This is a genomic window from Stutzerimonas azotifigens, assembly GCF_013522725.1.
Classification (GTDB): Bacteria; Pseudomonadota; Gammaproteobacteria; order Pseudomonadales; family Pseudomonadaceae; genus Stutzerimonas; species Stutzerimonas azotifigens_A.
In genome coordinates this window covers 232,094-253,339 of the sequence record NZ_JAAMRF010000003.1, presented here as the reverse complement: position 1 = coordinate 253,339, position 21,246 = coordinate 232,094, and the positions used below count along the sequence as shown (strand labels likewise).

The 21,246-nt window shown below is 63.7% G+C and carries 21 protein-coding genes; 15 read left to right on the top strand and 6 right to left on the bottom strand.

What is annotated here, in order from left to right:
• Positions 1-14 precede the first annotated feature (14 nt).
• On the top strand, positions 15-920 hold the full coding sequence (argB, locus tag G7026_RS07060; RefSeq protein ID WP_181070047.1) for an acetylglutamate kinase: 906 nt from the start codon (positions 15-17) through the stop codon (positions 918-920).
• 347 nt (positions 921-1,267) lie between these two features.
• Here the strand turns inward: argB and G7026_RS07055 are convergent, their stop codons facing one another.
• Positions 1,268-1,864, bottom strand: coding sequence for a DUF4124 domain-containing protein (locus tag G7026_RS07055; protein WP_181070046.1), 597 nt, complete (start codon positions 1,862-1,864; stop codon positions 1,268-1,270).
• A gap of 22 nt (positions 1,865-1,886) precedes the next feature.
• The gene (pyrE, locus tag G7026_RS07050; RefSeq protein WP_181070045.1) at positions 1,887-2,528 is read right to left on the bottom strand and encodes an orotate phosphoribosyltransferase; all 642 of its coding nucleotides are present in this window, start codon (positions 2,526-2,528) and stop codon (positions 1,887-1,889) included.
• 83 nt (positions 2,529-2,611) lie between these two features.
• On the opposite strand from pyrE, the gene G7026_RS07045 reads away from it, so the two are divergent.
• Positions 2,612-3,391: an exodeoxyribonuclease III gene (locus tag G7026_RS07045; RefSeq protein ID WP_181070044.1), complete on the top strand. Its 780-nt coding sequence runs from the start codon at positions 2,612-2,614 to the stop codon at positions 3,389-3,391.
• 49 nt (positions 3,392-3,440) lie between these two features.
• Here G7026_RS07045 and G7026_RS07040 read toward each other — a convergent pair whose 3' ends face one another.
• Together G7026_RS07040 and rph are read right to left on the bottom strand one after the other, a co-directional pair.
• The gene (locus G7026_RS07040; protein ID WP_181070043.1) at positions 3,441-3,809 is read right to left on the bottom strand and encodes a DUF4870 domain-containing protein; all 369 of its coding nucleotides are present in this window, start codon (positions 3,807-3,809) and stop codon (positions 3,441-3,443) included.
• A gap of 10 nt (positions 3,810-3,819) precedes the next feature.
• Entirely contained in the window at positions 3,820-4,542 is a 723-nt protein-coding gene (rph, locus tag G7026_RS07035; protein ID WP_181070042.1) for a ribonuclease PH, read from the bottom strand.
• Between the two features lie 172 nt (positions 4,543-4,714).
• Here rph and G7026_RS07030 point away from each other — a divergent pair, with 172 nt between their 5' ends.
• The 6 genes from G7026_RS07030 (at position 4,715) to G7026_RS07005 (ending at position 11,500) form a co-directional block, all read left to right on the top strand.
• Positions 4,715-5,578, top strand: coding sequence for a YicC/YloC family endoribonuclease (locus tag G7026_RS07030; RefSeq protein ID WP_181070041.1), 864 nt, complete (start codon positions 4,715-4,717; stop codon positions 5,576-5,578).
• Between the two features lie 49 nt (positions 5,579-5,627).
• Complete coding sequence (gene gmk / locus G7026_RS07025; RefSeq protein WP_181070040.1) at positions 5,628-6,245, top strand: guanylate kinase; 618 nt, start codon at positions 5,628-5,630, stop codon at positions 6,243-6,245.
• Between the two features lie 120 nt (positions 6,246-6,365).
• The gene (gene rpoZ / locus G7026_RS07020; RefSeq protein ID WP_178079975.1) at positions 6,366-6,629 is read left to right on the top strand and encodes a DNA-directed RNA polymerase subunit omega; all 264 of its coding nucleotides are present in this window, start codon (positions 6,366-6,368) and stop codon (positions 6,627-6,629) included.
• Between the two features lie 60 nt (positions 6,630-6,689).
• The gene (gene spoT, locus G7026_RS07015) at positions 6,690-8,798 is read left to right on the top strand and encodes a bifunctional GTP diphosphokinase/guanosine-3',5'-bis pyrophosphate 3'-pyrophosphohydrolase (RefSeq protein WP_181070039.1); all 2,109 of its coding nucleotides are present in this window, start codon (positions 6,690-6,692) and stop codon (positions 8,796-8,798) included.
• 131 nt (positions 8,799-8,929) lie between these two features.
• Positions 8,930-9,310, top strand: coding sequence for a RidA family protein (locus tag G7026_RS07010; RefSeq protein WP_181070038.1), 381 nt, complete (start codon positions 8,930-8,932; stop codon positions 9,308-9,310).
• A 78-nt stretch (positions 9,311-9,388) separates the two neighbouring features.
• Positions 9,389-11,500, top strand: coding sequence for a CHASE2 domain-containing protein (locus G7026_RS07005; protein WP_308811766.1), 2,112 nt, complete (start codon positions 9,389-9,391; stop codon positions 11,498-11,500).
• A 6-nt stretch (positions 11,501-11,506) separates the two neighbouring features.
• Here G7026_RS07005 and G7026_RS07000 read toward each other — a convergent pair whose 3' ends face one another.
• Positions 11,507-12,094: an OmpA family protein gene (locus G7026_RS07000; protein ID WP_181070036.1), complete on the bottom strand. Its 588-nt coding sequence runs from the start codon at positions 12,092-12,094 to the stop codon at positions 11,507-11,509.
• A 3-nt stretch (positions 12,095-12,097) separates the two neighbouring features.
• A complete protein-coding gene (locus G7026_RS06995; RefSeq protein WP_181070035.1) occupies positions 12,098-12,556 on the bottom strand; it encodes a FecR family protein in 459 nt (152 codons plus the stop codon).
• Positions 12,557-12,681: 125 nt separating this feature from the next.
• Between G7026_RS06995 and G7026_RS06990 the strand changes: the two genes are divergently transcribed.
• From G7026_RS06990 to G7026_RS06960, 7 genes are all read left to right on the top strand, one after another.
• Positions 12,682-14,760, top strand: coding sequence for a GAF and HD-GYP domain-containing protein (locus tag G7026_RS06990; RefSeq protein WP_181070034.1), 2,079 nt, complete (start codon positions 12,682-12,684; stop codon positions 14,758-14,760).
• Positions 14,761-15,094: 334 nt separating this feature from the next.
• Positions 15,095-16,465, top strand: coding sequence for an ABC transporter substrate-binding protein (locus tag G7026_RS06985; protein WP_181070033.1), 1,371 nt, complete (start codon positions 15,095-15,097; stop codon positions 16,463-16,465).
• Positions 16,466-16,522: 57 nt separating this feature from the next.
• Positions 16,523-17,443: an ABC transporter permease gene (locus G7026_RS06980; protein WP_219858339.1), complete on the top strand. Its 921-nt coding sequence runs from the start codon at positions 16,523-16,525 to the stop codon at positions 17,441-17,443.
• Entirely contained in the window at positions 17,440-18,312 is an 873-nt protein-coding gene (locus G7026_RS06975) for an ABC transporter ATP-binding protein (RefSeq protein ID WP_181070032.1), read from the top strand. Before G7026_RS06980 ends, G7026_RS06975 begins: the two co-directional genes overlap by 4 nt.
• 71 nt (positions 18,313-18,383) lie before the next feature.
• Positions 18,384-19,127, top strand: coding sequence for a GntR family transcriptional regulator (locus tag G7026_RS06970; protein WP_181070031.1), 744 nt, complete (start codon positions 18,384-18,386; stop codon positions 19,125-19,127).
• A gap of 8 nt (positions 19,128-19,135) precedes the next feature.
• Complete coding sequence (locus G7026_RS06965; RefSeq protein ID WP_181070030.1) at positions 19,136-20,872, top strand: fumarate reductase/succinate dehydrogenase flavoprotein subunit; 1,737 nt, start codon at positions 19,136-19,138, stop codon at positions 20,870-20,872.
• Positions 20,873-21,005: 133 nt separating this feature from the next.
• Positions 21,006-21,239 carry a 4Fe-4S dicluster domain-containing protein gene (locus tag G7026_RS06960; RefSeq protein WP_042923047.1) on the top strand — a complete coding sequence of 78 codons (234 nt, stop codon included), beginning with the start codon at positions 21,006-21,008 and terminating at the stop codon, positions 21,237-21,239.
• Positions 21,240-21,246 lie beyond the last annotated feature (7 nt).

The window sequence follows — 21,246 nt, the reverse complement described above, 5'->3', positions numbered from 1 at the left end:
ATTCGGAGCCCTGCATGACCCTCAGCCGTGAAGCTGCCACCCAATTCGCCCAGGTCCTGTCCGAGGCGCTGCCCTACATTCGACGTTTCGTCGGCAAGACGCTGGTCATCAAGTACGGCGGCAATGCGATGGAGAGCGAAGAGCTCAAGACCGGCTTCGCCCGCGACATCGTGCTGATGAAAGCAGTAGGCATCAACCCGGTGGTGGTACACGGCGGCGGCCCGCAGATCGCCGAGCTGCTCAAGCGGCTGAACATCGAAAGCCACTTCATCGACGGCATGCGGGTGACCGACAGCCAGACCATGGACGTGGTCGAGATGGTCCTCGGTGGGCAGGTGAACAAGAGCATCGTCAACCTGATCAACGGGCACGGCGGCAGCGCCATCGGCCTGACCGGCAAGGATGCGCAGCTGATCCGCGCGAAAAAGCTGCATGCCAGCCGTCAGACCCCGGAGATGACCAAGCCGGAGATCATCGACATCGGCCAGGTCGGCGAAGTCACCGGAGTCAACACCGAGCTGCTGGACATGCTGGTGCGCGGTAACTTCATCCCGGTCATCGCGCCCATCGGCGTCGGCCAGGATGGCGAGTCCTACAACATCAACGCCGATCTGGTGGCGGGCAAAGTTGCCGAGGCCCTGAAGGCCGAGAAGCTGATGCTGCTGACCAACATCGCCGGCCTGATGGACAAGGAAGGCAAGGTACTCACCGGCCTGACCACTGCCCAGGTGGACGGGCTGATCGCAGATGGCACCATCTATGGCGGCATGCTGCCGAAGATCCGCTGCGCGCTCGAGGCCGTCCAGGGTGGCGTCCACAGCGCGCACATCATCGATGGCAGGGTACCTAATGCGGTGCTGCTGGAGATCTTCACCGATGTCGGCGTCGGCACCTTGATCACCAACCGCAAGCACCACTGACATCCGCAACATCGCGACCGCTGCCACAGCCACGCCTGGCTCTGGCAGCGGTCCACGTCTCCTAAATCGCTCCAACGCGTTCTGATCCGAGCCGACCCGATCGATCCCTGAAATTACACGCCCCAGGCCCTACAAGGCTTGCGCGCAGCCGCGTCGCCAGCGCTTCTCGACACCGTCACATGGACTGGAAAATACAGGGCGCGAACGGACGGGCATCAACCTGAGCGCAAAGCGAACTTAACGTTAAGAGAGCTGGAAGGGGACACAGGGAGGGTCGCCGCGCTCGGCGGCGAGAAGGGTGCCATGCGCTGCAGTACCGGCATGGCAGGGTAGGTGCGAGGGCCAGCTTAGCGCTGCATGCGCCCGTGCAATTCCTGCAAGCGATCGCGATCGGCAGTGAAACTGGCATCGGCTTGCTCGCGGACCTGCCTGTAGCGCTCGATGTTGCGCTGCAGGCTGGCCTGTTCCTTTTTCAGGTTTTCGATCTGCGCCAGCAGATGCTCGGGCACCTTGCGCCCCGCGCGTTCATGGTCGGCCGCCTGGCTCTGCAGGTTCGCCTGCTGGGTACGCAGCGACTGCAGGTTGCCCTGGGTCACGCCGATAACGCTTTCCAGCTCTGCCAGTTTGCGCGCTTTGGCGCGCTCGACGTCCTCGACACCGGTGTAGAGACGCAGCAGCTGGGCATCGGAGTTGGCGCGTGCCTTTTCCTGCAGCATGCGCTTCATTTCTTCGGGAGACGGTGCCGGCGGCACGACCCGTACCACACGGCCCTGCTCGTTGAGCACCTCATAGCCCTTGCCGATGTGCTGCGGCGGCACACCCTGGCGGTCTAGCACCACGACACCCTTGTCATCGGCATAGCGATAGAGCTCGGCGGCATCGGCAAACTGCATGTGCAGCAGACCAAGCATAACGAAGGAGCCAACGGCAGCCGGCTTGAGCATGGGTGATTTACCTGTCCTGGTATCAGATTCCGTATTGCGCGCGGTAAGCCTCCACCGCAGGCAAGTGCTGTTTCAGCTGATTATCGCAGGCAAGATATTCCAGAACTTGCGACAAGGACACAATACTGAGTACTGGCATATTGAAATCACGCTCGACTTCCTGAATCGCCGACAGCGCACCTTGACCACGCTCCTCACGATTGAGTGCAATCAGCACGCCCGCCGGCTGTGCCTGGTTGGCCTGGATGATCTGCATTACCTCGCGGATGGCGGTGCCCGCCGTGATCACGTCATCGATGATCAGCACCCGCCCGGCCAGCGGCGCGCCGACCAGGGTGCCGCCCTCGCCGTGATCCTTGGCTTCCTTTCGATTGAAGCACCAGGGAAGGTCCCGGCCATGATGCTCGGCCAGCGCCACTGCGGTCGTCGCCGCCAGCGGGATGCCCTTGTAGGCGGGGCCGAATACCACGTCGATATCCAGGCCGCTGTCGACCAGGGCCTCGGCATAGAAACGACCCAGCTGCGCCAGAGCCGAACCGCTGTTGAACAGCCCGGCATTGAAGAAGTAAGGGCTGGTGCGTCCGGATTTCAGGGTGAACTCACCGAAGCGCAGGACGCCGCGTTCGATGGCAAAACGGATGAATTCGCGCTGGTACGCCTGCATGAAAGAAATTCCCGGAAGCCACGGATTTAGCTAATTGCAAACAGCTCGGTTATCATACACGGACGTGTTTTTAGGGGCCATTTATGCGGATCATCAGTGTCAACGTGAATGGCATTCAAGCGGCAGCACAGCGAGGACTTCTCAGCTGGCTGCAGGCTCAGAATGCCGACGTCATTTGCCTGCAGGATACCCGCGCCTCTGTCCTGGAACTCGAGGACCCTGCCTACCAGCTCGACGGCTATTTTCTCTACGCCAGCGATGCGGAGATTCCCGAACAGGGCGGTGTAGCGCTCTATTCCCGGCTACAACCGAAAGCGGTGATCAGCGGACTCGGCTTCGAAATGGCCGACCGTTACGGGCGCTATCTGCAGGCCGATTTCGACAAGGTGAGCATTGCCAGCCTGCTGATGCCTTCGGGCCAGAACGGCGATGAAAACCTGAACCAGAAATTCAAGTTCATGGACGACTTCACCCACTACCTGGACAAGCAGCGCCGCAAGCGTCGCGAGTACCTGTACTGCGGCTCGCTGTATGTCGCCCACCAGAAGCTGGACCTGAAGAACTGGCGTGACTGCCAGCAGACCCCGGGCTTCCTGCCACCGGAGCGGGCGTGGCTGGACGAAGTGTTCGGCAATCTCGGTTATGTCGATGCCCTGCGCGAAGTCACCCGTGAAGGCGACCTGTACAGCTGGTGGCCGGATACCGAACAGGCCGAGATGCTCAACCTTGGCTGGCGCTTCGACTACCAGATCCTCACCTCGGGCCTGCGCCGTTTCGTAAGAAGCGCTCGCTTGCCACGTCAGCCGCGCTTCTCTCAGCACGCCCCGCTGATCGTCGACTACGACTGGACGCTGAGCCTCTAAGGCTGCGGGTTCCATCGGGCCAACCGAAAGCTGGCCCGATGAACACGACCTATTTGATCAGCCGCCAGCAGAACGGGTAGCGGTAGGGCTTACCCTCGTTGGCGCGGATCCCGGCGATCACCACCAGTACCAGCGTCACGATGCTGATCAGCGCCATCAGCGGAAAACCGATCAGGACCCAGGCCAGCAAGCCGCAGATCATCATCAGCACACTGAAGGTGATCTGAAAGTTCAGCGCCTCCTTGCCCTGCTGATCGATGAACGCATCGCTGTCCTTCTTCAACTGCCAGATGATCAACGGCCCCAGCACGTTGCCGATCATCGGCACCAGGAACCAGAAGAACGCCGAGTAGTGGCAGAACATCGCCCACTGCCGCGCCTCACGGCTGGGCAAGGGCACCAGTTCCTGATCGCTCATCGCAACCTCCTCAATCACTCAGCGCGGCGCGCTGCAGCGTAAACAGCTCGCGAGTACCCGCCTGGGCCAGCGCCAGCATGGCATTGAGCTCCTCGGGCTGGAACGGCGCGCCTTCAGCAGTGCCCTGCACTTCGATGAAACCACCGCCTTCGGTCATCACCACGTTCAGATCGGTTTCGGCTGCCGAATCCTCGAGGTAGTCCAGATCTAGCACCGGCTCGCCCTGGTAGATGCCGACCGACACCGCTGCGACCATCTGCTTGAGCGGATCGCCACCCTTCAGCCCGCCACGCTTCTTCAACAGCTTGAGCGCGTCGGCCAGCGCGACCATCGCTCCGGTGATCGAAGCGGTGCGGGTACCACCATCGGCCTGGATCACGTCGCAGTCGATGTAGAGGGTGTTTTCACCCAGCTTGGTCATGTCCAGCGAGGCGCGCAGCGAACGGCCGATCAACCGCTGGATTTCCAGCGTCCGACCACCCTGCTTGCCACGGCTGGCCTCGCGCTGGTTACGCTCGCCGGTGGCCCGGGGAAGCATGCCGTATTCGGCCGTGAGCCAGCCCTGCCCCTGCCCCTTGAGAAAGCGCGGCACTCCGGATTCGATACTGGCGGTACAGATCACCTTGGTATCGCCGAACTCGACCAGCACCGATCCCTCAGCATGCTTCGTGTAGTTGCGGGTGATGCGAATCGAGCGCAGCTGATCGGCGGCGCGGCCACTGGGACGTTTCATGGGAGTTCTCGCTTAGCAATAGGATGATCGGCGGCCATTATAGAAGCCTCGACCGGCCTTGCGGGGATCGGCATGCACCAGCCGACCGCCGCCCCCGAGCCGCTGCACCCGCGAGAGGCTTTTGCTTTACAATCCACCGCCTTTTCGCAGCCCGCACCGAGAGGTATCCCCCATGACCCACAGCATGACGGCCTTCGCCCGTACCGAACAGGCCGGCACCCAGGGCACCCTCAGCTGGGAAATCCGCTCGGTCAATCATCGCTACCTCGAACCCCACCTGCGCCTGCCTGACGCCTTTCGCGAACTCGAAGGCCCCGTACGCGAGGCGCTGCGCAAGGGGCTGTCGCGCGGCAAGGTCGAATGCACGCTGCGTTTCGTCGAAGAATCGGGCAGCCGCTCGCTGCAGATCGACGAGGAAAGGGCCAGGCAGGTCATCGCCGCCGCCGAGCAGCTGGCGCGCCTGATCTCGCAGCCTGCGCCGCTCAATCCCCTGGAAGTACTGGCCTGGCCAGGCGTGATGGCCGGCGATGCGAGCGATCCGCAGGCACTCAACCAGGGTGCGCTGCAACTGTTCCACGCCGCGCTCGAAGAGCTGAAGAAGGGGCGCCAGCGCGAGGGCGCCGAACTGGCCCGGTTGATCGACGAGCGCCTCGAGGCGATCCTCGCCGAGGTGGCCACCCTGCGCGAACAGGTCCCGCAGATGCTCGCCGCCCAGCGCCAGAAGGTGCTCGATCGCTTCGCCGAGATGCAGGCCGAACTGGACCCGCAGCGCCTCGAGCAGGAGATGGTGCTGCTGGCGCAGAAAAGCGACGTCGCCGAGGAACTCGATCGCTTGAACACCCATGTGATCGAGGTGCGTCGTGTGCTCAAAAGCGAAGGCGCAGCCGGCCGCCGGCTCGACTTTCTGATGCAGGAGCTCAACCGCGAAGCCAATACGCTGGGCTCCAAGGCCTTCGATCCGCGCAGCACCCAGGCCGCGGTCAACCTCAAGGTTCTGATCGAGCAGATGCGCGAGCAGGTTCAGAACATCGAATGACGGCACCACGCCGCGCATGACCCCACACCGGATACCTCAGGAAACCATCATGTCCGCCACCGGCACGCTCTATATCGTTTCAGCCCCCTCCGGCGCGGGCAAGACCAGCCTCGTCAAAGCGCTGGTCGACACCCAGCAGCAGGTCCGTGTGTCGGTCTCGCATACCACTCGGGCGATGCGTCCTGGCGAAGTCGACGGGGTCAATTATCACTTCGTGACCCGTGAAGACTTCCTGGAGCGCCTGGAGCACAACGAATTCCTCGAGCACGCCGAGGTGTTCGGCAACCTCTACGGCACCTCCCAGCGCTGGCTGGAACAGACGCTGGAGGAAGGCTACGACCTGATCCTGGAGATCGATTGGCAAGGCGCCCAGCAGGTTCGCCGTTTGATGCCCCAGGCCCGCTCGATCTTCATCCTTCCGCCCACCCAGGACGCGCTGCGCCAGCGCCTGACCAACCGCGGCCAGGACAGCGACGAGATCATAGAACGGCGCATGCGCGAGGCGGTCAGTGAGATGAGCCATTACGTCGAATACGACTATCTGGTGATCAACGACGACTTCGCCCACGCGCTGGCCGATCTGCAGGCGATTTTCCGCGCCAACCAGCTCAGGCAGGCCACCCAGCAGCAGCGCTACGGAAGCCTGCTGAGCCGGCTGCTGGCCTGAAGCTGCGGCCTGCGGCGAACGATTTTTACCGCTTCCCTAAAACCTGGTTATTTTTTAAACTACTCCGTCCGCTCGCCCATTCGGGCACGCTCCACCGTTCAAAGATCACGAGGAACACCCATGGCTCGCGTTACCGTTGAAGACTGCCTGGACAACGTTGATAACCGCTTCGAGCTCGTCATGCTCGCCACCAAGCGCTCGCGCCAGCTGGCCACCGGCGGCAAAGAACCCAAGGTAGCCTGGGAAAACGACAAGCCGACCGTGGTCGCCTTGCGCGAAATCGCCTCCGGCCTGGTCGACTACGACGTCATCGCCCAGGACGAAATCGTCACTGACGAGCCGCTGTTCGCGCCGTTCGAGGACGATTCCAACGAGGCCATCTGATTCCATGCCAGGTCGAAGTCGAGCCGCGCGCGCTGTATCTCGCCGGCAAGGAGCGCATCCTTGTCGGGCATAGATTCACTTGCCGATCGCCTGTCGACCTACCTGGACGACGAACAGGTCAACCTGGTCCGCCGCGCGTACTTCTACGCCGAGCAGGCCCATGACGGGCAGCGTCGCCGCAGCGGCGAAGCCTACGTCACGCACCCGCTGGCGGTAGCCGGCATTCTCGCCGACATGCACATGGACCATCAGAGCCTGATGGCCGCCATGCTGCACGACGTCATCGAAGATACCGGCATCGCCAAGGAAGCGCTCACGGCGCAGTTCGGCGAGACCGTGGCCGAACTGGTCGACGGGGTCAGCAAGCTGACCCAGATGAACTTCGAGACCAAGGCCGAGGCGCAGGCCGAGAACTTCCAGAAGATGGCCATGGCCATGGCCCGGGATATCCGGGTGATCCTGGTAAAGCTCGCCGACCGCCTGCACAACATGCGCACCCTCGAAGTCCTCTCGGGCGAGAAGCGCCGGCGCATCGCCAAGGAAACCCTGGAAATCTACGCGCCCATCGCCAATCGCCTGGGCATGCACGCCATGCGCGTCGAATTCGAAGACCTGGGCTTCAAGGCGATGCACCCGATGCGCTCCGAGCGCATCCGCGCCGCGGTGCGTCGTGCGCGTGGCAACCGCAAGGAAATCGTCAACAAGATCGAGCAATCGCTGATCCACTGCCTGGAACGCGAAGGCCTCGAGGGCGAGGTGATCGGGCGCGAGAAGCACCTGTTCAGCATCTACCAGAAGATGCGCGGCAAGCGTAAGGCGTTCAACGAGATCATGGACGTCTACGCCTTTCGCATCGTGGTCGACAAGGTCGACACCTGCTATCGCATCCTCGGCGCCGTGCACAGCCTCTACAAGCCGCTGCCTGGGCGCTTCAAGGATTACATCGCGATCCCCAAGGCCAACGGCTACCAGTCGCTGCACACCACCCTGTTCGGCATGCACGGTGTGCCCATCGAAATCCAGATCCGCACCCGCGAGATGGAAGAGATGGCCAACAACGGCATCGCCGCCCACTGGCTATACAAGTCCAGCGACGACGAAGCGCCCAAGGGCACCCACGCCCGCGCCCGAGAGTGGGTCCGGGGCGTGCTCGAACTACAGCAGCGCGCCGGCAATTCGCTTGAATTCATCGAGAGCGTGAAGATCGACCTGTTCCCCGACGAGGTCTACGTCTTCACCCCCAAGGGCAGCATCATGGAGCTGCCCAAGGGCTCGACGGCGGTGGACTTCGCCTACGCCGTGCACACCGACGTCGGCAACACCTGCATCGCCTGCCGCATCAACCGACGCCTCGCGCCGCTGTCGCAGGCGCTGGAGAGCGGCTCGACGGTCGAGATCGTCACTGCGCCTGGCGCCCGGCCGAACCCGGCATGGCTCAATTTCGTGGTCACCGGCAAGGCGCGCACCCACATTCGCCACGCGCTCAAGCTGCAGCGCCGGTCGGAGTCGATCAACCTGGGTGAGCGACTGCTGAACAAGGTCCTCAACGGCTTCGACACCAGCCTCGAGAAGATCCCGATGGAGCGGATTCGCCAGGTGGTGAGCGAATACCGCATGGAGGTACTCGAAGACCTGCTCGAAGACATCGGCCTGGGCAATCGCATGGCCTATGTCATCGCGCGCCGGCTGGTTGCCAACGAGGGGGAACAGGCGCCAAGCGTCGAAGGGCCTCTGGCGATCCGCGGCACCGAAGGGTTGGTGCTCAACTACGCCAAGTGCTGCACGCCCATTCCAGGCGACCCGATCGTCGGTCACCTGTCGGCGGGCAAGGGCATGGTGGTGCACCTGGAAACCTGCCGCAACATCGCCGAAATCCGCCACAACCCGGACAAGTGCATCCAGCTCTCGTGGTCCAAGGATGTCACCGGTGAGTTCAACGTCGAACTGCGCGTCGAGCTCGAGCACCAGCGCGGCCTCATCGCCCTGCTGGCCAGCAGCGTCAACGCCGCCGACGGCAACATCGAGAAGATCGGCATGGACGAGCGCGACGGCCGGATAAGCGTGGTGCAGCTGGTGGTCAGCGTCCACGACCGGGTGCATCTGGCGCGAGTCATCCGCAAGCTGCGTACCATCGGTGGTGTCATGCGTATCACGCGGGTGAAAGCTTAAAGCGAGCTGGAAGCTGGAAGCTGGAAGCTGGAAGCTGGAAAAGGTGGTCACATCTGCTCGGCTTGTCTAGCATCCCGCTTTTATTTCCAGCTTCAGGCTTCCTGCTTCAAGCGCTCGATCGAGGACTTCCCATGACCCGTACCGTCATCAACACCGACAAAGCCCCCGCCGCCATCGGCACCTATTCCCAAGCGATCAAGACCGGCGATACGGTCTACCTTTCGGGCCAGATCCCCCTGGACCCAGCCAGCATGCAGCTGGTCGAGGGCTTCGATGCGCAGGTCGTGCAGGTCTTCGAGAACCTCAAGGCCGTCGCCGAAGCCGCTGGCGGGTCGCTCAAGGACATCGCCAAGCTGAACATCTTCCTCACCGACCTCGCCCATTTCGCCACCGTGAACGAAATCATGAGCCGCTATTTCGAGCAGCCCTACCCCGCACGGGCAGCCATTGGCGTGGCCGCGCTGCCCAAGGGCGCTCAGGTGGAAATGGACGGCATCATGGTGCTGGGCTAACGACCAACCCGGGCCGGCACGCCGGCCCTTTCGCAGCCATCCACCGGCACGGTCCGGGGTGCAGGGAGCGCAACGACCGTGGCGTTTTTACGTTCCATATCGCTCGGTAGGCTGGTTGCCTTCGGCGGGCTTCTCGCGGCTTGTCTGTTCTACCTCTATGAACCGGCCATGGTGCAAACGCTGCGCAACGGCCTGTTCGACCAGTATCAACGCTGGCAGCCCCGTAGCGCTCCGACGGGCTCTCCCTCGATTCAAATCGTCGACATCGACGACGCCAGCCTTGCACGGCTCGGCCAGTGGCCATGGCCGCGTACGCGCATGGCCGAGCTGCTCGACCGGCTGCGCGAGGCCGGCGCCGCGGTGGTGGTCTTCGACGTGCTGTTCGCCGAGCCGGACCGCACCTCGCCCTCCCGCATCGCCACGCAGCCCGGCATCCCCGAAACGCTATCCCGGCAACTGGCGCAGCTGGACGATCACGATCACCAGCTTGCCACCGCCTTGACGCAGCAACCGACCGTGCTCGGGTTCGCCGCCACCGCAGCGGCCAGCGGCGATTCACCTCGCAAACGCTTCGCCGTGCGCAGCGATGATCCAGAAGCCCTTTCCGCACGATTGTCCGGCTTCGGCGGCAGCGTCGGCGCACTGCCCGAGCTTCAGCAGGCGGCCGCCGGCAACGGCGCGATGACCTTCGTACCCGACGCCGACGGCGTGGTGCGCCGGGTCCCGCTGCTGATCCGCGCAGGCGACGACGTGCTGCCGTCGCTGTCGGCCGAGGCGCTGCGGGTATTTCTCGGCCAACAGGTCTATCGCGTCGCCCAGCAGCCGCTCGGCATCGAACGCATTGACATCGGCTCGCAGTCGATCGCGACCAACCACCGTGGCGAACTCTGGGTGCACTATCGCCCCATGCCCGTCGATCAGGCGCTGCCGGCCTGGCAGGTTCTGGATGGCCAGTTCGACCCCAGCCTGCTGAAGGGCAGCCTGGTGCTCATCGGCAGTTCCGCCCAGGGCCTGCAAGACCTTCGTTTCAGTCCGTTGGGCGGAATCATTCCGGGCGTTCAGGTCCATGCCCAGGCGCTGGAACAGGTGCTGCACGGGTCGGTCCTGCAGCGACCGATCTGGAGTTCCGCAATCGAAGCGCTCGGCCTGCTGCTGGGCGGCGTCCTGCTGTGCGTGGTGGTGATGCGTACCGGCGCGCTGACCGGCGCGTTGCTCGCCGCCGGCCTGATCGCCGCACTCAACCTCGGCGCCTGGTGGGCGTTTTCCGCACAGGGGTTGTTGCTCGATGCGCTGACGCCCTCGGTGGGCCTGCTGCTCTGCTACTTCGGCGCGAGCCTCGCGGCCCACCGCCACAGTGAGCATCAGCAACGCTGGATTCGCGACGCCTTCTCGCACTATGTGTCGCCCAACCTCGTCGAGCACCTGGTTCGCCATCCGGCGCAGTTGCAGCTTGGCGGTCGGCGGCAGACCTGCAGTTTCGTGTTCACCGACCTCACCGGGTTCACCCGATTGATGGAAAGCCAGCCGCCTGAACGCGTGGTCAGCCTGCTCAACGAATACCTGGACGGCATCATCCAGATCGCCTTCCGCCATGAAGGCACCCTCGATCGCATCGTCGGCGACGCGGTGGCGATTCTGTTTTCCGCACCCGTCGTCCAGCCGGATCATTCATGCCGGGCACTGGCCTGCGCCCTGGAAATTCGTCGCTTCACCGCCGAACACGCTCGGCACCAGCAGGCTGCGGGCATTGCGCTTGGCGTAACCCGCATCGGGGTGCACAGCGGTGAGGTGGTGGTGGGCAACTTCGGCGGCTCGACGCTCTTCGACTACCGGGCGCTGGGCGACGCGGTGAACGTCGCGGCGCGCCTGGAAGCCTTGAACCGCCACCTCGGCACGGCACTGTGCGTTTCCCAGCCGATTCACCAGGCCAATGCGCAGCAACCCATGCGCCCTATCGGCGACGTGGTCCTGCTGGGCAAGACCGAACCCGTCAGGCTGTACGAGCCGCTGGAGTCGAAGGATGAGCCATACGAACGGGCTTATGCGCTGCTGGCCGAACGTCAGCCGCAGGCGCGGTCGGCCTTCGAGCAACTGGCCCTGGCGCGACCGGAAGACGGATTGGTCGCCTTCCAACTGGAACGGTTACGCCGCGGTGAGCAGGGCATTCGCATCGCCATGGAGGAAAAGTGAGCGAGCCTAGCGGACGATGATTTCGACGCGGCGGTTGCGCGGCTCCGGCGTATCGTCCGGGGTCTTCACCAGCAGGTTGCGCTCGCCGTGGGACTGCACCTTCAGCTCGATCACCTGCAGACCGCGCGCCTTGAGCAAGTCGGCGATGGCCTGGGCACGGATCAGCCCGAGCTGCTCGTTCCAGCGCGCGCCGCTGACCGTGTCGGTATGGCCGGTCACCGAGACGGCTGAAGGCCCACGCGTGCGGATCGTGTCCAGCACACGCGGAATTTCGGCCTCCGAAGCGGGAGTAAGGCTCGCGCCACCGGTCTGAAAATAGATCAGGAAAGTTTCCGGCAGCGCCGGCTGCGCCGCCAGGGCAGCGGAGAAATCTCGATCCAGGCGCGTCTGGGGCACGCTGAACTGACCCCGCCACAGACCACCAAGCGTCACCGCCTGCTGCTTGCGCTCGACGCGCGTGGTGCCCATCGAATCGCTGACCACGATGGCGCCAGTGGAGCCATCCGGGCTTTCCAGCAGCACCACGTAGGACTTCGACGCGCAGCCACCGAGCGCGAACATCAACAGCACGAGCGAGTACAACAGAACTCTCATCGATCAGCTATCTACTTTCACCAGGAAATGGGTACCGCGTACGCCGATGGTACCGGTGGGCGTCTTGATTTCCACCGCTTCGGGCTTGAGCTTGGCGATGACCCCGGAGATGAAGTTCATCGTGCCACGGCTGATGCGAGCACTGAGGCGCAGCTGCTCCTGAGCGGGCGTGAACAGGTACTCATCGACCGTCAGCAGCGAATTGGGACCGAAGGACATCACCGTGTTGTCAGTCAGCGTGACGCCCAATGCCCCATCCGCTCCGGTACGCAATTCTGCCCCGAGCATGACGGCTTGCCCTACACTGGCCGGCAGCGCCTGGCCACGCGTAACCACGGTAGCCTCCCCTTCGACCTTCATCACGTAGCCGATGGGTTCGCCTGGCTCGTCAGCGTTCGCACTACCGGCGGTCGCCAGAGCGGCTACAAGCGCGCCGAGCAAAATATTTTTGAACCGAAACATAGTAACCTCCGTCCATAAAGGCGATTGGCCATCAAACCACTTCGCGACATGAGCCGACAAGCCTCACGGCCTCTAAGCTCTGCTCGTGCGCAGTTCAGTCCAGGAATGCTGATGCAGGACGCAGTATGACACCAAAACACCCCTTGCTCAGATTCGATGCCTGGTCCCTCGCGCTTTGCCTGTTCTACATCCTGCAGCCAACCCTGCTGATCGTACTGATCGGCTTCGGGGTCCTCGAAACCCGCACCGTGCTGCTGGGCAGCCTGGTGCTGATGCTGTTGACCCTGCCGCTGGCGATCGCCGGCTTCGAGAGCATACGCCGTTCGATCGCGGCACTGACCGAGGACGCCCAACGTATCCGTCACCTGGACTTCAGTGCCAAGAACAGGCCGCGGGCGCTGTTTCGCGAACTCGAAGACCTGCACCATCAACATCGAGAGATGAAGCGCTCGCTCAAGGCCCAGACCGAAACGCTGGGTGAAGCCCAGCGCAAGCTGGCCAGCCTGGTGGAGAACGGACTGCTGCTGTCCTCCGAACGCGACAAGCACCGGCTGCTGCGCCACATCCTGATGGAGGGCAAGCGCATCTGCCATGCCGACGCCGCCACCCTGTACCTGATGACCGACCATGACAGCCTGCGCTTCACCCTGCGCTCGAAGGCCGATCCGCTGCCGGCCTTCGAAATCCCGCTATACGACCCGGCAACCGGCAAGCCCAACGAGCGGCACGTCTCGACTTACGTGGCCTTGCGTAACGAAACGGTCGCCATCGACGACGTCTACGCGCAGACCCGCTTCGACCTCTCCGGCACGCGCCGCTTCGATAGCGAGTCCGGTTACAAGACCGTGTCGATGCTGTGCGTCCCGCTGACCGCACACAGCGGAGAAGTACTTGGCGTGCTGCAGTTCATGAACGCCCTCGACCCGCAGACCGGCGCAGTGATCGGCTTTTCCCGGCAGAGCCTCAACTTCCTCGAGGCGCTCGCCTCCCAGGCGGCGGTGGCGCTGGACAACCACAACCTCATCGACTCGCAGAAGGCGCTGATCGACGCGATGATTGAAATGCTCGCCGGCGCCATCGACGCCAAGAGCGCCTACACCGGTGGCCATTGCGCTCGGGTGCCGGAACTTGCGCTGATGCTCGCCGAGCAAGCCTGCGCCGTCACCGAAGGGCCGCTGGCCTCGTTCGCGTTCCAGAGCGAAGACGAATGGCGCGAATTCCGCATCGGCGCCTGGTTGCACGACTGCGGCAAGATCACCACGCCCGAGCACATCGTCGACAAGGCGACCAAGCTCGAGATCGTCTACAACCGCATCCATGAAGTACGGATGCGGTTCGAGGTGCTGCTGCGCGACGCGACGATTGCCCGTCTCCAGGCGCTGGCCAACGGCGTGCCTGCCGAGGAAATCGAAGCCGCCTACCAAGAGCGGCTGGCCAGCCTTCAGGACGACTTCGCCTTCGTCGCCAGCTGCAACATCGGCGGCGAGCTGATGGCTCCGGAGCGTATCGAACGCCTGCAACGCATCGCCTCCCAGACCTGGGTGCGGCATTTCGACGACCGCCTGGGGCTGTCCCACGAGGAGAGCACCCGCCTCGAAGCGATCCCCGCCGCACCGCTGCCAGCCGTCGAACATCTGCTGTCCGACAAGCCCGAGCACCTGATACCTCGCGGCGAGGACCGAGCGCTGGACCCGAAATACGGTTTCAAGGTCACGGTGCCCGAATATCGCTTCAACTACGGGGAGATCTACAACCTCAGCATCAGCCGCGGCACCCTGACCGCCGAAGAGCGTTACAAGGTCAACGACCACATCAACCAGACCATCGTGATGCTCGAGAGCATGCCCTTCCCGAAGAACCTGCGGCGCGTGCCGGAATACGCCGGCACCCACCACGAAACGCTGCTGGGCACCGGCTATCCCCGCCAGCTCGACAAGGACAGCCTGTCGATCCCGGCGCGCATCATGGCCATCGCCGACATCTTCGAGGCCCTCACCGCCTCGGACCGCCCCTACAAGAAGGCCAAGACCCTCAGCGAATCCATCGACATCCTCGCCAGCCTGCGCGACCGCGGCCACATCGACGCCGACCTGTTCGCCCTCTTCCTCTCGTCCGGCCTTCACCTGCAGTACGGCGAGCGCCGGCTCAAGCCCGAACAGCTCGATCAGGTCGACGTCCAGGCCTACCTGCACGCACCCGCCTAGGCCATCGCATTACGCCGTGGCCTGTAGCGCTTGGGCCACCCTCCTGGCCAGGGAAACAAGCCCGCCCCACGCCGCCGACCGGAACTTGTCCCACTTGTTCTAGAGCCTCCACTCACCGCTGCGCCGACTTGGCCCAACCAAGAATGGCCTGCACCAGCGCTGGGCAGAACATGATCGGCAGCGTCTCTGGCCGCTCGGTCAGCTCTCGCCGAAATTACCTACACAAAACAGCAGGATAAAACCCGACTGCGGCGGTATGGCACATCCGGTGCACCTTCAAACACAGGCGTTATGCCCTGTTAGTACAAGTTGCTCAACCGCCAAGGTGATGACAATGCACAACCGGAATAGCCTGCTTGCAACCTCGTTTCTCGGATCGCTCATGGCCTTCGGCGGTCCTGCCGCCGCGGAAACCATCCGTATCGGCATCGGCCATCAGAGCATGGTCACCAATACCGTTGCCGGGGGTATCGTGCTGGAAAAGCTCGGCCTGCTGGACCAGCATTTGCCCAAGACCGGTAAATACCAGAACGCGAACTATCGGATCGAATTCCGCGACTACGATTCGGGCCCGCCGATCACCAACCAGATGCTCGCCGGCAAGCTCGACTTCGGCGTGATGGGCGACTACCCGCTGATCGTCAACGGCGCCAAGTTCCAGGAAACCGGTAAGCAACAGACGCGCTTCATCGCGGTGACCGGCTACAACCTCAAGGGCACCGGAAACGGCATCGTGGTGCCGGCCGCGTCCTCCGTGCAGAGCCTGCAGGACCTGGCCGGCAAGACCCTCTCGACGCCAGTCGGCAGTGCCGCCTGGGGCATGACGCTCAAGGTGCTGCGTGATGCCGGCCTGTCCGACAAGGTCACCCTGGTCAATCAGTCGCCGCCGGTGGGCGCGGCCAACATCGCCGCAGGCAAGATCGACGCGCATGCCGATTTCTGCCCCTGGTCGGAAATCATGGAGTTCCGCGGCACCGGCCGGAAGATCTACGACGGCAGCGAAGCCGGCATTCCCACCTTCCACGGCATTGTGGTCCGTGACGCCTTCGCGCAGAAATATCCCGAAGTCGTCGAAGGCGTGCTCAAGGCCACGCTCGCCGCGCAGAAGTGGATCAGCGAAGACCCGATGCGCGCCGCTACCCAGGTGGCCGAGTGGACCGGTGTCGACAAGGAAGTGCTCTACCTCTACTTCAGCGACGGCGGCATCTCGACCATGGAAGCGAGCATCAAGCCGCAATGGATCGAGGCGATGAAGTACGACCATGCCCTGCTGCAGAAGGAAATGGACATTCCCGATCTCGATTTCGCCACCTGGATCGATGACGCCTATCTGAAAAAGGCCTACGCCGCGTCGAATCTCGACTACGACGCCATGGTGCAAAGCGTGGTCAGCCCGATCCCTCGGGCGCCCGGCCGCAAGCCTGCGGAAATCTGGTTCGCCGACAAGGGGATCGTCGCCTACGACAGCACCGCCGCGATGCTCACCGCCGAAGCGCAAGCCAAGGCCGCGGGCCAAGCGATCAATGCCACCTATGTCTACGACAACCTCAGCGGGCTGAAGCTTTTCGGCAAAGCCGCCTACCTGATCGAGGACCCGAGCGGCGAGGTATTCGCCTTCATGAAGAAAAGCGACTCCGAGCAGCATATCGCCGAAAGCGGCGGCGTACCGCTGAGCGCTGCGCACCCGGTCGCGATGTTGCCCTGATCCGCTCGCCATGCGCCGCAGAGCGCGCGAATCAAACCTGAGCCGAGGAGCGTAGCCATGAGTGTCAAGCCGAATCCGGTGTTCGATTCAGCCACGCCAGTGCCCGCAGCGGTAGCGGCGCCCACGCTGGAAGTTGCACCCGCGCCCTGTCCCTCCGCAGCGCCGAGCGCACCTACCAGCAGCCAGCCGCGCAGACGCCTGCCGCAAATGACGGGACGCTATCTAGTGCGCATCGCTGCGCTGCTGATGGCGCTGGTGGTCTGGCATTTCGCCGCCAGCAGCGGTTTCAACGTCTTCATCAACTTCGAGAACGTGCCGACGCCGCTGCTGGTGGGCCAGGCACTGGTGGCCCAGCTGTCCAGCTCGGAGTTCTACCTGCACATCGTCCATAGCATGGAACGGATCGCCATTGCCTACGCTTACGCGGTGGTGTTGGGCGTTCTGACCGGCGTGATGATGGGCCGCTCACGCTGGGCTGAGGACATCATCCTGCCGTACATCGAGCTGTTCCGGCCGATTCCTGCGGTGGCCTGGATTCCCCTGGCGATCCTGATGCTGCCCACGGAACAGTCGAGCATCGTCTTCATCACCTTTCTCGGCGCCTTTTTCCCCATCGTGCTCAACACCGTGCACGGCGTGGAGCAGACGCCCGACGTCCTGGTCCGCGCCGCCCGCAGCCTCGGCGCGAGCCGCAAGGCGATCCTCTGGCACGTGGTGATCCCCGGTGCGATGCCGAGCATCGTCGCCGGGCTGGCGATTGGCATGGGCGTGGCCTGGTTCTCCCTGCTGGCCGGCGAAATCATCAGCGGCCAGTACGGCATCGGCTACTTCACCTGGACCTCCTACACGCTGGTCAAGTATCCGGAAATCATCATCGGCATGCTCACCATCGGCGGCCTCGGCACCCTCTGCACCCTGCTCGTGCGCAAGGCCTGCGCGCCGCTGCTGCACTGGCAGGCCAAAGGAGGTCGGCCATGAACAGCGCCGTGCAGGACAGCCGCCTCGCCGTGCTCGACCACAGCCGGCTGCGGGCGAAGGCCAACGCCAACGATGAGGGACGCGGGCATATCAGCGTGCGCAACCTGCACATCGAATTCGACCACCAGGGTGGCAAGCGCGCCGCCGTGCAGGACGCCCAGCTGGAGATCCGTCCTGGCGAGTTCGTCTGCCTGCTCGGCCCGTCCGGCTGCGGCAAGTCGACTCTGCTGAACGCCATGGCCGGCTTCGTCAATCCAACTCGCGGCGAGCTTCGCATCGACGACAAGGCGGTCGATGCGCCCAGCCCGGATCGAGGCATGGTGTTTCAGCAACACTCGCTGTTTCCCTGGAAGACCGTGAGGGACAACGTCGCCTTTGGCCCGCTGATGGCCGGCGCGTCGCGCAACGAGGCCTGCAGCGTGGCACGCACCTTTCTTTCGCTGGTCGGCCTGGCGGCGTTCGAAGACGCCTACCCCGGCACGTTGTCGGGCGGCATGCAGCAGCGCGTCGGCATCGCCCGGGCGTTGGCCAACTACCCCAGCGTGCTGCTGATGGACGAGCCCTTCGGCGCGCTGGATGCGCAGACCCGAATCATGATGCAGGAGAACCTGCTGGAGATCTGGCGCGAGTTCAGGAACACCGTGGTGTTCGTGACCCACGACATCGACGAGGCGGTATTCCTTTCCGACCGCATCGTGGTGATGAGCGCCAGCCCCGGGCGGATCATCGCCGACATCAAGGTCTCGCTGCCCAGGCCCCGCGAGCAGAGTCTGCTCACCAGCGCGGAGTTCATGGACTACAAGCGCCAGTGCCTGGACCTGATCCGGCAGGAAACCCTGCGCGCCTTTCAGCAGCAGAACGGAGGCTGAGCCATGCCTGATTGCCTCCGTTTTTCGTCTTCGCTCGACATGACCTGTCATGACAGGCTGGAGCTCACCCGATGAAAGGAACCCAGCAACTCGCCCCTGGCCAGTCACCGCTGCCGCTGTACGTGCAGATTCGCGATGACCTGCGGCGCAAGATCCTGGAAGGCAGCTACGTGGTTCATGAGCGCCTGCCCTCGGAAAACGAGCTGATGAACGCCTTTGGCGTCAGCCGCATCACCATTCGCCAGGCGCTGCGCGATCTGCACAACGAAGGCCTGGTATTCAGCGCTCAGGGCAAGGGCACCTACGTCAGCAAGCCGAAGGCGGTGCAGAACGTCCAGCGCCTGCAAGGCTTCGGCGAAGCCATGGCCGCCCAGGGCTACGAGGCCACCGCCAGACTGCTGTCGATTCAGGAACGCAAGCCGCCCAAGGCGGTAGTTGCCGCGCTGCACCTGCTCGCCGGGGAAGACGTGGTCGAGGTCAAGCGCGTGCGTTACCTCAACCGCGAAGCCGTCTGCGTCGAAAACAGCTACTTCCCCCTCGACATCGGCCGGCGGATGTTCGGCCTGGACCTGTCCGGCGACATCTTCCCGATGCTCGAGAACGCCTTCGGCATCGCCCTCGGGCGTGCCGACATCAGCCTCGACGCCACCCTGGCCGACGAGGAACACCAGCACTACCTGGCCCTCAAGCCCGGCGAACCCATCCTGCGCATCGAGCGGCTGACCCACGACCGCGCCGGCCGCCCCATCGACTTCGAATACCTCTGCTACCGCGGCGACGCATTCAAATACCAGTTCCGAGTGGATCGGAAATAGGAGGCGACATGACCACTATCAACGACATCCCAGTCATCGACACCGACGTACTGGTCATCGGCGGCGGCACCGCCGGCCCGATGGCCGCCGTGACCGTCAAGGAGCAGGACCCGAACCTCAAGGTCATCCTGCTGGAGAAGGCCAACGTCAAACGCTCCGGAGCCATTTCCATGGGCATGGACGGCCTCAACAACGCCGTGGTCCCCGGTCATGCGACGCCCGAGCAGTACGTCAAGGAAATCACCATCGCCAACGACGGCATCGTCCACCAGCCGGCGCTGATGGCCTATGCCACGCGCTCGTTCCCGATGATCGAGAAGCTCGATTCCTGGGGCGTGCATTTCCAGAAGGACGAAACCGGCGACTACGACATGAAGAAGGTGCACCACCTGGGCACCTACGTACTGCCAATGCCCGAAGGGCACAACGTCAAGAAAATCCTCTACCGCCGCCTGCGCCGCGTGCGGGTGGAGATCGAGAACCGCTTCCAGGCCACCCGCCTGCTCAAGGACCCGGACGGCAACATCGCCGGCATGATCGGGGTGAACACCCGCACCGCCGAGCCGATCATCATCCGCGCCAAGGCGGTGATCATGGCCACCGGCGCCGCCGGACGCATCGGCCTGCCCAACTCCGGCTACCTGTTCGGCACGTATGAAAACCCGGCCAACTGCGGCGACGGCCACGCCATGGCCTACCACGTCGGTGCCGACCTGGTGAACCTGGAGTGCTTCCAGGTCAACCCGCTGCTCAAGGACTACAACGGCCCCGCCTGCGCCTATGTCACCGGCCCGCTGGGCGGCTTCACCGCCAACGCCTATGGCGAGCGCTTCATCGAGTGCGACTACTGGTCCGGGCAAATGATGCTGGAGTTCTTCAAGGAGCTGGAATCGGGCACCGGCCCGGTGTTCCTCAAGCTCGATCACCTGGCCGAGGAAACCATCCAGGAAATCGAGACCGTCCTGCATACCAACGAACGGCCGACCCGTGGCCGCTTCCACGAAGGGCGCCAGGTCGACTACCGCCAGCGCATGGTGGAAATGCACATCTCCGAGATCGGCTTCTGCTCCGGGCATTCGGCCTCAGGCGTGTGGACCGACGAGACCGGCGCGACCACCGTGCCCGGCCTCTACGGCGCTGGCGACATGGCCTCGGTGGCGCACAACTACATGCTCGGCGCCTTCGTCTACGGGCAGATCTGCGGGGAAAGCGCCGCCGCGTTCGTCAAGGAACGCAGCGAGCCGGTGCTCGACGAAGCCTTCATCGCCGCCGAACTGGCGCGCATCCAGGCGCCGCTCCTGGTCAAGGACGGCATTCCGCCGGAGCAGATGGAATACAAGGTGCGCCGTCTGGTGAACGACTACCTGCAGCCGCCGAAGGTGACCAAGAAGATGGAAATCGGCCTCGAACGCATCTTGGCCGTGCGTGAAGACGTGCCGAAACTCGCCGCCGCCGACCCCCACGAACTGCTCCGGGCGCTGGAAGTGCAATCGATCATCGATTGCGCCGAGATGGCCGCGCGCGCCTCGCTGTACCGCACCGAATCGCGATGGGGCCTGTACCACTACCGCGTCGATTTCCCCGAGCAGGACAACGCCGAGTGGTTCTACCACAGCCGCCTGTTCAAGGACGCCAATGGCCAGATGACCCACGGCAAGCGCCCGGTCGCCGACTACATCGTCCCGCTGGGCGAAGAAAAGGATGCCTACAGCAAGCTGCGAGTGAAAAAGGCCGCGAATGCCTGACCTTTGACGGCCTTTGCAACCTTGTAGGGGCGAATTTACTCGCCCAACACCTGATGCCAATGGGCGAATGAATTCGCCCCTACAGGAAAGCAGGCTCACCGTGCCCGCTCGACTGGAACCGAGGAGATAAACCATGCCCGTAGCCAACCACCGCTCTGCCGTCCCGGTCATCGTCGACGAAGAGAAATGCATCGCCGAAAAAGGCTGCCGCGTCTGCATCGACGTCTGCCCGCTGGACGTCCTGTGGATCAACCCGGACACCGGCAAGGCGCACATGAAGTACGACGAATGCTGGTACTGCATGCCCTGCGAGACCGACTGCCCGACCGATGCGGTCAAGGTGAACATTCCCTACCTGCTGCGCTGAGGAGCCG

What these genes read in the sequence shown, in the direction of transcription:
- G7026_RS06995 (WP_181070035.1), bottom strand. Translation starts at nt 12,556, where the DNA reads ATGTTTCGGTTCAAAAATATTTTGCTCGGCGCGCTTGTAGCCGCTCTG.
- G7026_RS06980 (WP_219858339.1), top strand. Translation starts at nt 16,523, where the DNA reads ATGAGTGTCAAGCCGAATCCGGTGTTCGATTCAGCCACGCCAGTGCCC.
- G7026_RS07055 (WP_181070046.1), bottom strand. Translation starts at nt 1,864, where the DNA reads ATGCTCAAGCCGGCTGCCGTTGGCTCCTTCGTTATGCTTGGTCTGCTG.
- G7026_RS07000 (WP_181070036.1), bottom strand. Translation starts at nt 12,094, where the DNA reads ATGAGAGTTCTGTTGTACTCGCTCGTGCTGTTGATGTTCGCGCTCGGT.
- G7026_RS06970 (WP_181070031.1), top strand. Translation starts at nt 18,384, where the DNA reads ATGAAAGGAACCCAGCAACTCGCCCCTGGCCAGTCACCGCTGCCGCTG.
- G7026_RS06960 (WP_042923047.1), top strand. Translation starts at nt 21,006, where the DNA reads ATGCCCGTAGCCAACCACCGCTCTGCCGTCCCGGTCATCGTCGACGAA.
- G7026_RS06975 (WP_181070032.1), top strand. Translation starts at nt 17,440, where the DNA reads ATGAACAGCGCCGTGCAGGACAGCCGCCTCGCCGTGCTCGACCACAGC.
- G7026_RS06990 (WP_181070034.1), top strand. Translation starts at nt 12,682, where the DNA reads ATGACACCAAAACACCCCTTGCTCAGATTCGATGCCTGGTCCCTCGCG.
- G7026_RS07010 (WP_181070038.1), top strand. Translation starts at nt 8,930, where the DNA reads ATGACCCGTACCGTCATCAACACCGACAAAGCCCCCGCCGCCATCGGC.
- G7026_RS07040 (WP_181070043.1), bottom strand. Translation starts at nt 3,809, where the DNA reads ATGAGCGATCAGGAACTGGTGCCCTTGCCCAGCCGTGAGGCGCGGCAG.
- G7026_RS07045 (WP_181070044.1), top strand. Translation starts at nt 2,612, where the DNA reads ATGCGGATCATCAGTGTCAACGTGAATGGCATTCAAGCGGCAGCACAG.
- argB (WP_181070047.1), top strand. Translation starts at nt 15, where the DNA reads ATGACCCTCAGCCGTGAAGCTGCCACCCAATTCGCCCAGGTCCTGTCC.
- rph (WP_181070042.1), bottom strand. Translation starts at nt 4,542, where the DNA reads ATGAAACGTCCCAGTGGCCGCGCCGCCGATCAGCTGCGCTCGATTCGC.
- rpoZ (WP_178079975.1), top strand. Translation starts at nt 6,366, where the DNA reads ATGGCTCGCGTTACCGTTGAAGACTGCCTGGACAACGTTGATAACCGC.
- G7026_RS06965 (WP_181070030.1), top strand. Translation starts at nt 19,136, where the DNA reads ATGACCACTATCAACGACATCCCAGTCATCGACACCGACGTACTGGTC.
- gmk (WP_181070040.1), top strand. Translation starts at nt 5,628, where the DNA reads ATGTCCGCCACCGGCACGCTCTATATCGTTTCAGCCCCCTCCGGCGCG.
- G7026_RS07030 (WP_181070041.1), top strand. Translation starts at nt 4,715, where the DNA reads ATGACCCACAGCATGACGGCCTTCGCCCGTACCGAACAGGCCGGCACC.
- G7026_RS06985 (WP_181070033.1), top strand. Translation starts at nt 15,095, where the DNA reads ATGCACAACCGGAATAGCCTGCTTGCAACCTCGTTTCTCGGATCGCTC.
- pyrE (WP_181070045.1), bottom strand. Translation starts at nt 2,528, where the DNA reads ATGCAGGCGTACCAGCGCGAATTCATCCGTTTTGCCATCGAACGCGGC.